Here is a 12,901-nt window from a genome sequence, read left to right as displayed (position 1 = left end):
TTATCGAAATACAATCCCCCCTTCAACCCAAAAGAACAGACAAAGAAAACACACGATAAACGACCACCTCCAATAGGTGGGAAAAACCAACGCCTAAATTGCAACCAACAAAAAATTTGATAGTAAGGCAAAAAAACCAAAACTAATCAAATCGTAGCCTATTAACCTTCAAAAGGAGGAAAAATAAAAGAGCAATAGGTGGCACCACTAACAGAACAACCTCAAGCGCAGAAAAACTACATTGCGGAATACAAAAATAGCATTACTAACTTCTTCCAACTTCATAGTAATAAATTAAATTCTCATACTTATCTGAAATCCAGAAAAGATTCATACTCTTCATCCTATTAGAAAAAAATCACATTTTTTTGACTAAAAACTTATGCAAACGGTTTTCAATCTACAATTATTTCGCTATGCTGAAGCACTTTCCTGACTTTTTATTAGAGCCGACCTAGTGGTAACTTACTAAGCAAGTGGCACTTTCGTTTATGGGATATATCAAATCACCTTACAAAAAGCCCAGATTTGCAACTGGATTTCTTTTTGGCAGGCTGCTAAGTGCTGAGCCGATTGCTTCATAATGAATAAACTCTATGCTTGTTTATTCTTTATTCTATGCTCTGCCTTAGGTCTGTCGAGCTCGGTCAACGCGGATACCATCCCCTTCCAAATCCCCCGTAGCCATAGCCTGGAACTAGCGGACCCAGCCAGTAAAAGGATTTACCCCCTATTCATTAAACTGCCAAAAAGTTACATGAACGCCCCTCATCGTCGATATCCTTTGGTGTTGATAACAGATGGAGACTCGGCCTTTCAGACCATTTCTGGTGCAACCCAAGTGCCGATGGAATTTGGTAAGCTACAAGAAGTCATCCTGGTTGGACTGTCATACTCAAAAGGCTCAAGCGATCAAGTCAGCCGCATTCGAGATTTCACCCCCACTACAGACAACAACTGGAAGTATTTGACAGGCAAAGCAACTGAGCATGCAACTTTCATCCATGACGTCATTTTGCCCCACCTGTCCAACTCTTATCGCCTAACTGGAAGTGGGCATACTTTTATAGGACATTCTCTAGGAGGCCTACTAGGTACTTATATGCTGCTTACCAGACCAACCGGTTTTAACAACTACATCCTCGGCAGCCCCTCTATATGGTACGACAGTGAGAGCATTCTCAGCATCAAAGCCGCTCCCAGCCCTATTCCCCGGAAGGTGTTTGTTGGAGTAGGCTCCCTAGAAACTCCAGTAAAGAGTCAAACCCGCAACGATATGGTAGGGGGAGCAAAGAAACTTCACAGAAAGTTAATCGAAGAAAAAGGAGTTGAGATAGAAAGCAAGCTACTCATTATTCCCGGAGCAAATCATGGCACTTCATTTCCAACAACAGCTATTCAAGGATTGGACTGGCTATATAAAACAAACCTACAGCAAGGGAGTAGCAAGCCCCAATAAGAGAAAGCTGCTTTAGTCAGTATCCCATAGCTCGAACATCTTAAGTCAGAAAGAGGAAAATAATAAAAATAAAACAGCCTCTTGAATTATAAAGCCTGCTTTTATCACTGTAATTCCTATAACAAAAGCATACAGGAGTCATATGAAGAAAAAAGCCACCCCCGAAGCCTGTGGTTATAGAATCCAGTGGTACCACTCTTACTGTATGCCAAAAAATACAGCCCACATATTGTATTTTGCGTGGCTTTTCAGAACCCACCCTCTCTTGAGGCCACCAAATTGATGCTTTTACCATGAGAATATATAGAACTTTTGCCCCTAGCTTATTTAGTTCCGGCTTAAGCAATAAAATTAATGATGCATCAACATATGGGACTACGGAAATCCACAATTATCTCATAGGCTCAATGAACGACTTAAAAATGAATGAAACTGTATTTTTCGGCCGTGACTGAGAAAGTTTCACTTAAGGTTATTTAGCGGCTTCCCCCCACTTGGAAAAATAAAATATTTAAACAGAAACCTAAAGGAATACCTAACAACAATGAAGAAAAAGCTCCAAAATATATTTACTCTTGCAGCAGCAGTTTTCATGCTACTAGCCAGCTCTATTAAAGGGGCCGCAACTCCTATTAACAATGAGGAAGCCTATACTTTTACCACATGGAGCAAACAAACGGCAGAAGGCTATAGTGGGGCTATTCAGGTACTTGAAGATCGCAGCAAAAAGAACAGTCGTAAAATCTCCCTTCACTATATAAGATTTCCGGCCACAGGAGAGAAAGTAGGGCCACCAATTATATACTTGGCGGGAGGCCCTGGCGGCTCAGGAATTATGGCAGTCAACTATCGATTCGATATGTTTATGGCACTGCGGGAATATGGAGATGTGATCGCACTGGATCAACGTGGCACCGGTCGCTCTAACGACCTCCCCAATTGTGAATCCAAACAAATTGTACCGCCTCTTGAAGCCACCACTGACTCTCAGTATATCGATTACCACCGCAAAGCCCTGAGGGAGTGTTTGGATTTTTGGGAAGCCAATGGCGTAAATTTAACAGCCTATAACACGTTAGAAAGCGCTCGCGATCTCGATGATCTAAGAATCCACCTGGGCGCCGAGAAAATGGTATTATGGGGCACCTCCTATGGAAGCCATCTATCTCTGGCAGCGATAAAAGAAATCGAAGGAACCATTGATAAGCTAATTTTATCCAGCGTTGAAGGTTTAGCTCAAACTATCAAGCTACCCGCCCGAACAGACTACTACTTAGATCGACTGCAACAAGCTATCGATCAACAGCCTAATGCAAAAGCACGCTATCCAGATATCAAGACTCTAATAAGTAGAGTCCACAAAAAGCTGGAGTTGCAACCATTGAAAATTCAAATCCCTCAACGAGATGGCAGTAAAGCCGATTACCTTCTACAGCGTAGGGATATGCAACAAATTGCTTCGGCATTTATTGCTGATCCCAAAAGTGCCAGCCTTCTTCTCCGATTTTACCGCGACTTGGATCAAGGCAAGACTCTAAATTTTGATAAAGTCCCCAGACGCCATTTTCCTAGTGAATTCCTACAACCCGGCACTCCCATAACCTTACACCCAATGTCAATAGCAATGGATATAGCCTCCGGAATTACCAGGGAACGTAAGTCACAAGTCGTAGCACAGGCTAAACAATCCCTACTTCAAGATTATCTGAACTTCTCACTTCACTACGATAACATGGCGCCACATTTGGACCTCGGTGATAAATTCCGGAATAAGCCGACCAGCAACATTCCCGTCTTATTACTAAGCGGCACCTTGGATGGAAGAACCTACCTGGAGAGCCAGCATGAAGCTATATCAGGGTTCAAAAATGCCATCAAAGTAACAGTGGAAAATGCAGGACATAATTTATTTATGGCCTCCCCTGAGATCCAGAATACGATCAACCTTTATATGGAAGATAAGCCTATTACCAAGACCCATATCGTAGCCAAACTACCTGATTTAGCACCATAGTTACCATTCATGGAGAGAAACTTGCAGCCATAAAGTACTAAGCTTCATAGCAATTTTCTCTCTTTCTCGCATCCAGAATCCCTCCACATTACCCTTTCCATAGATGCAACTGGAGGCTGGGGGATGACCAATATTACCGACGAAGTTCATCGCGGAGCCATCTGTGACCTCAGAGCGTTACAACAACCCGGCCTAGCCACATTTAAACGCTATATTCGTGGCAGCTTACCTGGTCCCCCATTTTGGCGCCTAACCGGAATGACTCCCACTGAGGCAGGTCTGGGAAAGGCCACCTACTCCATGCCCATTACACCCTGGCTGGCCGATGGCACAGGAATCTATTGGGGAGGTATTTATGCCATGTTTGCGGACGCCCCCTTGGCATCCGCCATTTGGACCACCTTGCCAGCAGGGAAGGTACTGAGCACGTCAGAGTTAAATATGTGCTTTATCCGCCCCATCACCAGCAGTACCCAAAATATTGTAGGCAGAGCTACGACTGTTCATTCAGGTAGCCAGGTGGGGTTATCAAGTATCCAGATTAACGATCAGGAGGGGAGGACCTTGGCTTTCGGTAGTACCCGCTGCCTTATTGCCGACTTTCCAGTCAACCCAGATCAGGAACTGCCCATGCCTGACCTAGGGCCAACGGACACACCCGACCCCTATCTTCGCCCTCCCCCAAAAACGTTCTTCTGCGATATGGCACACTTATCAGAGCAGGTTCCCATAGAGCTCCAGCGAACCACTATCAGTGAAGGAAGAACCCACCCCATCTGGATGCTTACCGGCTACCGTGCAGTGGAAGTGGAAAATGGTCGCTGCATCTCGACAATGCCCTCATCCCCCTGGTTTTCCAATGGAACCCTATCCATCTACGGCGGCCTGTTGGCATGGGCAGCAGATTTCACTATGGGAGGTGCGGTTTACTCAACTTTACCTGCCGGATCAATTTTTGCCACCCTGGATATGCACATTCGCTTTGCACGTCCCGCAAAACTCAACAGCGGCGACTTGATTTTGGAAGCTCAGGTCCTCCACCGGGGACGGCAGCTAAGGGTATCGTCTTGCAATATTGATACTCCCAGTGGCAAGCGCGTTGCAATTGCTACCGGTTCAGCCCTGGTGATTCCAGGCGGCGCACAAATGCTGACTGACGGCAAAGAGCCCGATGAAATCATCGCAACCGCTACCTCAGGTAAGCCATGGACCCCTTAAAAATCACTATCGGTTGCACAGCGATCTTCGGGTAAAATACTCCCACGAGTATTCACTCACACAATTGATCGTTTTTTAACCAGGCGTGTTAGCAAAACCTACTCAGGTGACAGCTGCCAAACCTTAGATTGTTACGGGGAAGAAACTATGGCCTCATTGCAAGACCAACTACTCCAGGCAGGACTTGTCGATAAAAAGAAAGCCAAACAAATCAGCAAAGATAAGCGGAAGCAACAGAAAGTTGCGAAGAAGTCTTCACAACCCCAGGTTGATGAAACAAAGCTCGCAGCACAAAAGGCTCAAGCAGAGAAAGCCGCTCGTGATCGCGCCCTCAATGCTGAGCGGGATGCGGCAGCGCAGCAAAAAGCTATTGCCGCACAAATCAAGCAATTGGTGGAAAAAAATCGCCAACCTTATTCGGGCGAAACTACTTACAATTTCACTTTCGACAAAAAAATCAAAACCATCTATGTCAGCGAAGAATTAAGGGATCACTTGATTGCGGGGCGCCTGATGATTGTTGTCCAGGGAGAACAATTTGAGCTGGTTCCACGGGTTATTGCCGAGAAAATTGCGGAGCGCAATAGCGATATCGTAATCAGGCCTGCTGAAAGTTCAGCAGTGGTAGATGAAGATGATCCCTATGCAGACTTTCAGATCCCCGATGATCTTATGTGGTAAGCAGTCAAATGGAAAAAGCTGTTACTCAGGCGGTAGAACAATGGCTTACTGATGTGGTTGTCGGTCTCAACCTCTGCCCTTTCGCACGCAAACCTCTGCGTGCAGGGCAAATTCGACTCAAGGTGAGTCCTGCCACAGGAGACGAGGCGCTACTCAGTGATCTATTGACGGAGTTACGTCGGCTCGATACCACTTCGGAATCTGAATTGCTTACCACCTTATTGATTATCCCTAATCACCTAGGGAAATTCAGCGACTACAACCAGTTCCTGGATTTAGCAGAGTGGTTACTGGAACGCAACGACTATGTAGGCACCTATCAATTAGCCAGCTTCCACCCAGATTATCAATTTGCTGGCACTGCAGCCGCCGATGCAGAAAACCTAACTAATCGCGCACCCTATCCTATCTTACACCTGCTGAGAGAAGAAAACCTGGAAAAAATGATTGATCTATATCCAGATCCAGAGAGTATTCCAGAAAATAATATCCGTCGCATGGAATCATTAAGCCATGAGGAAAAACTAAAGTTATTTCCCTACTTATTTCTTCAGGGCAACAAGAAATAATGAAGCCTCTAGCAGAATTATTACGATTAAGGAAGCAGATCCGAGTTATCGGTTTTGATGACGCCCCTTTTGAAAAACGAAGGGGTGCGCCGGTAAAAGTAAGCGGTATTGTCTGCACCAAAACTCGCTTTGAGGGGATGCTTTGGGGGCAGGTAAGCAAAGATGGGATGGAAGCTACAGAAACACTTGCCACACTGCTGAAAGAAAGTAAATTCTACAGCCAGGTAAATGTCGTATTGACCGATGGAGTAGCAGTGGGTGGTTTCAATATTATTGATCTACCCAAGCTGGCCGATATCTTACAGCGCCCTTGTATCGCGTTAATGCGAAAACCACCAGACATTCAAGCCATTGATAAAGCGCTGCAAAATTTTCCTGACTATCTACTGCGTAAAGAAACCCTGATGAAAGCTGGGAGTATCCATAACTACAATAACTTCCATTTTCAAGTACAGGGATGTGAACCGGAGATTGCCGCCCAGGTGTTAGAGCAAACCACTGACACTGGGTATGTCCCTGAAGCTCTACGTTTAGCCCATATGATTGGCGCGGCAGTAATGACCGGACAAAGTGGCAAACGCGCATAATTCCAATAGCATAACAGATCTACCATTTGTCGCGGGCGGCTATAGCTCTTCTTTTACCGCGAAAATTATTATATTGCCCACAAATCCTGATATACCCACCTTAAACCTTTTGCCAACCCCACCGGGAAAGTGGAATAGTGGTCCGTACCGCTCACCACCTCTCCACTAAGCTTTAATCCACGATAATTACGCGACTGTAATTTAGCAAGAAATCTCTTATGCCCATCTACCATATCATTACGCATGTGGCTCTTTTGTATTGTCTCCAAAGCGCCAGTGGCAATATAGACGTTTACAGGCAGTGTGTTGTTATGGCTTGCATATTTATTCTCCAAATCAAAGATCATTTCATCCTTAAACCAAAGAGAAGGACTTGTCAGGATATAAGTGGAAAACAACTGTGGATTGGTAAGTAATACCCAAGCACCAAAAGATCCACCCAATGAATGACCTGAAAGAATCCTACGTGTGGGATCCCCCCTAAAGCTCCCCTCAATAAAGGGCATTACTTCTTTTTCAATAAACTGTAAGTACTTACTGGCTCCACCAGTTGTATAACGCTTCCACCCACTATCGACTACGGGAGTGAGATCTCGAACTCGACTATACTGCCCGTTTTCTCCGTGAGCGAATGAAATAGCAACTACGATGGCTTTATCCATATCCTTAAAGTGTGTAACACCCGAGGCAACCTTAAATGTATGAGGCCCATCATTAAGGTAAATTATCGGGTAGGTCTTATTTTTATTGTCATCGTTCGAGTAACCTGATGGTAACTTCACGTACAAGTCGTATTTGCGTTTGAGAATATCAGAGTCAACTGTGTATATTTTAGATCCACTTAACTCAAAAGATTCAGAAACCTTGGTAATGAGGGGCTTTGCAATTAGTGAATTAGACAGCACCAGAATGGCTATCAGCAGAATAGCTCTAATCATATTTAACCTAGTTTAATTTTATACTCAATATTGCTTTAAGAAAAAATTCGCTACCAACAAAAATGTAAGTCAGTTAAACCCTGAATATAATAAGGTGAGAGAGAAATAAAAAAGATAAAAAAAGCTTAATTATGAATCAAACTGATTTTGTTGAGCGTACTTTATCAATTCATCTTGAATCTTTTGAACCTGTCGAGAAAATTGATTTAAAGAATCTCCTACCAGCCCCTTACTAATAGGGAGGTCAAGCCTTAATGGATCAACAGCCGTACCATTTTTATGAATCTCATAGTGCAAGTGACGCCCCTGCACACGACCTGTAGCGCCAAGGTAACCGATTACCTGCCCTTGTTTTACTCTTCCCCCTTTACTAATTCCTTTCGCGTACCCCTTAAGGTGCGCATAAATTGTCTTTATCCCGGAGCCATGGCGAATACGAATATAGTTGCCGAAACTACCAAAATAAGAAGCTCGCTCAATAATACCATCACCTGCAGCCAATATCGGCGTGCCCAAAGGGGCTCCAAAGTCCAAACCTTTATGTACTCGGGTATACCCTAGGACTGGGTGCTTGCGGCGCCCAAAATAAGATGACAACCTTGCATTCTCTAACGGAGTACGCATTAGAAACCCTCTAGAGCCTTGGCCATCAGGGTAAAAATAATCCACCCCCTGAGGTCCCTCAGTAGAAAACCGATATAAACTTATCTTTTCTCCACTAAGAATAAGCTCAGCAAATAAAATTCTATTTAGTTTTTCCTTTCCAGTTTGGCTATTGAACAAGGTATCATAGAAAACAGAGAACTGATCACCTGCTCGAATCTGCCGTTGAAAATCTACGGAATAACTAAATATTTCATTTAGTTTTGTGAGCACAGAATTAGATAGGCCAGACTCTTTTCCACTTTGGTATAAACTGCCCGAAATTTCACCTTTAACGTAGTATTTCCTGGCATCGACAGGAGATTCAAATTGATTAGCCCTATAATTGTCTCCATGTCTAACCAACTCCAAACTCTCTGCAAAGCCAACAACCAAGGTAAGCTTATTAAGCTTTCCAGTGGTATCTATTGTTAAGTTAAATTCCTTACCAACTGGTAGGATACTGACATTGACATGTTCCGACAAAGCCTGAATTATTTTATACGCTTCTGCACGATCGACTCCACTATCCACCAATAGTGATAAAACCCCTTGGTTTTTAGCTAGTTGAACTTTTTTTGTGCGCTCTAGATATTCTTCCTCAACTCTATATGGAGGGGCCACCTCCCTACGCTGCATCCCTTCATCTTGATGTACCAAGGATAGATCATTGGGTAGGGGCAATGTAAAAGATAAATCATATTGTACCGATTTAACATTGGAATGGTTTTCCAATAACGGCCCTGCTATCGCCAGTGTTTGAATCGACAAAAGAACCAGCAACAAAGCCATCCTCCAGATATCGATCAGAAAGAAAATAGTTAATCGCCTCACGGGTAACCCTACTTTTCTTAAGTAATAAATCACACTCCCCCCTTACTTCGCAAGCAAAGTGTCTGGGTTGATTCGCTTGCCTTCTTTGATAAGCTCAAAGTGAAGATGTGGCCCTGTTACACGCCCTGATATACCCACAGTTCCTATCGCCTGGCCGGCTCGTACTGACTGCCCCGCCTCAACCTCCCGCTCATTTAAATGGGAGTACAGAGTTTTCGTATTATCACCATGATCAATAATTATGATTTTCCCATAATTTTTATGCTTATAATCATCAGTAGAAACTATTACAACACCACTTTCAGCTGAAACTACCGGAGTACCGATGGGTGCCGCAAAGTCGGTGCCTTCATGGGGCTTGTTACGAATTTTACTGAAATCGCCAAACGGGCTACTAACACGGGCACTCTCAACCGGGACTGTTAATTTGGTAATTTCCACTGAAGCCATTGTCAATCCCGGTTTTAACAGTAGCCCTCCGAGTATTAAAATGGTTGAAAAACCGCAGAACAGCATAGTGCGCAAATAGACACCTAATTCTCCATTATTAGCCCCCATCCTTGAGGCTTCCATAATATTCAAAAGTCTGCGTCGGAAAAAAGGAACCTGACTTGTACCATCAGAGAAAGAGAAAGCTACAACCCAGTCACTTGTTCTTTGATCAGAGTTCCGTCGAAGAGTGTCAATCATTGCTTGTGCATAAACACGGTGTAATTCTCGTTTACATGACTTTAGAACTTCACGATCGCACCCCAGCTCTATCGCCCAGCTGAATCGAGACTTCATCCAACCTAAGAAGGGATTGAACCATAGGATGCAAGTAAATATATGCACAATCAGAATCAACAAGGGGTCAAGCCTTTTCAAGTGCATAATTTCATGCTCAATGATTAGATGACGCTCCGTTTCATTCATTGATAAAATATAGGAGGGAAGCACTAATTTGCGACTGAATAGCTGAATCACAAATGGTGTAATCGTTGAGTGTGTTATAAATACTTGAGTTTTACTTCTGATTAGAAAATCGCTTTGAGATGAAGTAAAAAACTGGTCAAATTTAACAACAGAAAGCTTATTATTTGCTATTAAACTCAATTTCTTGCCATAGAAAAACTGACTCAATACCGTTTTAGATAAGGTAAAAAACACCCCGCACAGATATATAAGCAACCAAAGAAAAGCCAGTAATTCAACAGAACTTAAAGAGGTAGATACATACTCATGCAGAACTATGTTAACTGGTGGTATAGAGGTAGCCTCATAAGCTGGCGGTAATTCAAAATTCAGATCCGGAGCCATACCCAACGTTAACTGGTCGCTCAATTGCGCAAGAAAAAATGGGGAACCGGCAGCGACCATTGCACACAACCATAAACTTCGCCATTGGTATATCGCATTAAAGCTGCCTTTATTTCTCGCTGTTGCCAGCCAAATAACAATAAAAACCAACCCCGCCCACAATATTGAGAAGAGAGAAGTAGCTAGAAAATCCAGTGCAAATGGTAGAACTGTAGAGACTATCTCGGCCATAGCCTATTCACCATCCTTGTTGACAGGCTCAGAGTCTGGCCAGGAATCGAGCACTGCCTGAAGCTCCTCGATATCCTTATCACTCATTAACTTACTGCCGGCAAACATCGACACAGGAAGGGGGCCATCAAGCTCTAATACTCTTTCAGCGAAATCTTTTGCATATGACGCCAGGGTTTCCACCTTCTCAATCGCAGGGCTATAAACATGGATTCCATGGATCTCAGATTGAGTCACAAACGATTTATCCCGCATCCGGTCTAGTGTCTTTCGAGTAGAGGAGTATGACCAACCCAATTCAGGTCCCACCCGATCATGCAACTCTCTTGCACTCAGCGGTTCTTGCCTCCAAAGGGCTTTCAGCAGCGCAAGTTCTGATGGGGACGGTTTTACCTTTTTCATTTTATCTTCCCGTGTGACAGTCAGGGCTAGTGTGCGACAAGTGTCGCATTCGGTCAACCACCCTGCAGGGAAACTTGTTAGGTTGTTTTTTATACAGTCAGAATCGTAAACAGTTCTTGCCGGCTGGCAAAAAGTTAAAAGCTATCGATAGACCAATCGATTTTGATCAGTTTAAGCACCAACCAATATAAGGTTTGAAAGCGCTTGCAACCAACTCAAAGCCTCAGGGCTTGCTGCACCAGCGCCAAGCAAAGCCCCAATCCAAAGATATAAGTGCCTACGGCACCCAAGAAGCGCATTGGGTTAGGCTTTGCCATAGTGGAGGGAAATAAGATACCTGCAACAAAAAGAAATCGACAAGCGGTCAGCAGAATAACAAGCCACCAAACCCAGGCAGAAGACTGCCCTAAGCTTACCAAGTAAATAAGCACCATCAAAAGGGGAGCATATTCTGCTGTATTTGCATGGGCCCTTACCCATATGTGCAGGGTATTATCGGGGTCGAAAGAATGCCCAACTAAAACCTCATACTTACCGCGCCCAACAGTAACCAAGGCACCAAGCAGAAGAGATAATGCCGCTAAGAGCCCAATACACAAATAGTAAACATTCATAGAAATCTCCATTTTCTATGTTATTTGTACAGGGAGGGCATTTTAAGCCTCGCCTCCCCGTCCTAGTTGTTCACACTATATAAGCATCGCTTTCAGCTATATTTTAAAGAATCACAGCAGTATCTCTGGAGCCTGCCGCAAACAATGCAACCAGAGAAAACTGTGAAAAACCTTGATCAGTAGATAGATACTCTTTACACCAAAACCTAAGTTCATCCGACCATTTAACCAAAGCCTCCTGCCTCTTCAGCTCAGCATCATATTGGGAAGCCAGTCCAGCAAAGTGACAGTGCACAACTACTTTAGAGTCATTGCTCCGACTATCATCAACTACAGATACAGTCATAGAAGCAGATACAGACTCCCAACTAATCAGGAAGTACAGAGAAGTATCATTTACATTTTCATCAAGCTTGGAAATTGCAAGCTGTAACACCTCGGAAAGGTCCTGATAAATATCATCAGTCGCCAAGGCAGTACTTTCCGATCGGTGTAACTCATGCTCCGTAACAGCTTTATTTTCACCACCAAAGACGCATGTCGAATTTTCTATCTGCCAAGCCAATCTCATAAACCCTCCAAATACATCAAGACTGAACAAAGAAATATTCTACGAGATTTATGAGTAGAGCACACTTCATCGCCTCCTAGCCTGCATACTCTTCTCCATACTCAGACCCAAAGTAAGGCAATTTCCCTTGTAACCACACCAGGAGTTGACCTCAAATGACAACTCTACTACTTCGCACTGGGGCGCTCTGATACACGCATGGTAATATCGGCATGAAACACCTCCTCTCCATTGGTATCAATAACGCTCACAGGCATAACAACATCGCCAGCCTCAATGGATTTAAACTCTGGATACTCACAAACGGCTCGAAGATTAGTCTTCGCCATCTTTAAATACTTGACCTTCATCCCTACCGGTATCCAGCGAAAGCGTCGATCCAATGACACATCCAAACAAACACCGCCAGCTAATTCAGCGGCATTACACATGGCGATAGCATGTACAGTACCAATATGATTTGTCACGCTCCAACGCTTATTCAGTAAAACCTCCACTTTACCCGGTGATAATTCCAGGAAACGTGGCTTGATTGAACGAAAATACGGCGCCTTAAGTGCCACTAATTTAGATACCAGCCAGCGGCCCAATGCTGAGCTACCAAATCGCCCCCAAAGATTAAGTACCGGGCTTTTAGAAGATCGATAGTCCACCTTACCTCTCCATCCTATACATCGAACCGCCACTCTATATGGGCGGTCTTAAGCTATTTAGGCCACTATATATCAATTTCCGGTAGTCCAGGATAATCAGATCTATCAGATTTATTGACATGGGCTATTCCAAGCACAGAGATATCCCAGAGGAGGTTTGACTCACAAGCGAGTGCAACTCATAGGGCT

The 12,901-nt window shown here is 43.9% G+C and carries 13 protein-coding genes; 6 read left to right on the top strand and 7 right to left on the bottom strand.

Annotated features, from left to right (window positions below; all coding sequences use genetic code 11):
• Nucleotides 1-583 precede the first annotated feature (583 nt).
• From ACJJIE_RS01225 to ACJJIE_RS01200, 6 genes are all read left to right on the top strand, one after another.
• Nucleotides 584-1,459, top strand: a complete 876-nt coding sequence (locus ACJJIE_RS01225) for an alpha/beta hydrolase (protein WP_444893257.1) — start codon at nt 584-586, stop codon at nt 1,457-1,459.
• 544 nt (nt 1,460-2,003) lie between these two features.
• On the top strand, nt 2,004-3,473 hold the full coding sequence (locus tag ACJJIE_RS01220) for an alpha/beta hydrolase (protein WP_444893256.1): 1,470 nt from the start codon (nt 2,004-2,006) through the stop codon (nt 3,471-3,473).
• 123 nt (nt 3,474-3,596) lie between these two features.
• Nucleotides 3,597-4,691 (top strand): PaaI family thioesterase, encoded by a 1,095-nt coding sequence (locus ACJJIE_RS01215; RefSeq protein WP_282931998.1) that lies wholly within the window; start codon nt 3,597-3,599, stop codon nt 4,689-4,691.
• Nucleotides 4,692-4,838: 147 nt separating this feature from the next.
• Entirely contained in the window at nt 4,839-5,372 is a 534-nt protein-coding gene (locus ACJJIE_RS01210) for a DUF2058 domain-containing protein (protein ID WP_444893255.1), read from the top strand.
• 8 nt (nt 5,373-5,380) lie between these two features.
• A complete protein-coding gene (locus tag ACJJIE_RS01205) occupies nt 5,381-5,941 on the top strand; it encodes a DUF1415 domain-containing protein (protein ID WP_282931996.1) in 561 nt (186 codons plus the stop codon).
• Nucleotides 5,941-6,528, top strand: coding sequence for an endonuclease dU (locus ACJJIE_RS01200; RefSeq protein ID WP_444893254.1), 588 nt, complete (start codon nt 5,941-5,943; stop codon nt 6,526-6,528). Before ACJJIE_RS01205 ends, ACJJIE_RS01200 begins: the two co-directional genes overlap by 1 nt.
• Nucleotides 6,529-6,596: 68 nt before the next feature.
• Here ACJJIE_RS01200 and ACJJIE_RS01195 read toward each other — a convergent pair whose 3' ends face one another.
• From ACJJIE_RS01195 to ACJJIE_RS01165, 7 genes are all read right to left on the bottom strand, one after another.
• Nucleotides 6,597-7,466 carry an alpha/beta hydrolase gene (locus ACJJIE_RS01195; RefSeq protein WP_444893253.1) on the bottom strand — a complete coding sequence of 290 codons (870 nt, stop codon included), beginning with the start codon at nt 7,464-7,466 and terminating at the stop codon, nt 6,597-6,599.
• 129 nt (nt 7,467-7,595) lie between these two features.
• On the bottom strand, nt 7,596-8,975 hold the full coding sequence (locus tag ACJJIE_RS01190) for a M23 family metallopeptidase (RefSeq protein WP_444893252.1): 1,380 nt from the start codon (nt 8,973-8,975) through the stop codon (nt 7,596-7,598).
• A gap of 9 nt (nt 8,976-8,984) precedes the next feature.
• Nucleotides 8,985-10,472, bottom strand: coding sequence for a M23/M56 family metallopeptidase (locus ACJJIE_RS01185; protein ID WP_282931991.1), 1,488 nt, complete (start codon nt 10,470-10,472; stop codon nt 8,985-8,987).
• A gap of 3 nt (nt 10,473-10,475) precedes the next feature.
• A complete protein-coding gene (locus tag ACJJIE_RS01180; RefSeq protein WP_282931990.1) occupies nt 10,476-10,874 on the bottom strand; it encodes a BlaI/MecI/CopY family transcriptional regulator in 399 nt (132 codons plus the stop codon).
• 215 nt (nt 10,875-11,089) lie between these two features.
• The gene (locus tag ACJJIE_RS01175) at nt 11,090-11,488 is read right to left on the bottom strand and encodes an MAPEG family protein (RefSeq protein WP_444893251.1); all 399 of its coding nucleotides are present in this window, start codon (nt 11,486-11,488) and stop codon (nt 11,090-11,092) included.
• Between the two features lie 103 nt (nt 11,489-11,591).
• Nucleotides 11,592-12,059, bottom strand: coding sequence for a hypothetical protein (locus tag ACJJIE_RS01170; RefSeq protein WP_282931988.1), 468 nt, complete (start codon nt 12,057-12,059; stop codon nt 11,592-11,594).
• A gap of 167 nt (nt 12,060-12,226) precedes the next feature.
• Complete coding sequence (locus ACJJIE_RS01165; RefSeq protein WP_444893250.1) at nt 12,227-12,712, bottom strand: hotdog fold domain-containing protein; 486 nt, start codon at nt 12,710-12,712, stop codon at nt 12,227-12,229.
• Between the last annotated feature and the right edge of the window lie 189 nt (nt 12,713-12,901).

The organism is Microbulbifer maximicatervae (SeqCode), from assembly GCF_052467325.1.
Note: the sequence above shows the minus strand (reverse complement) of the source record. Positions and strands in the feature narration are given on the sequence as shown.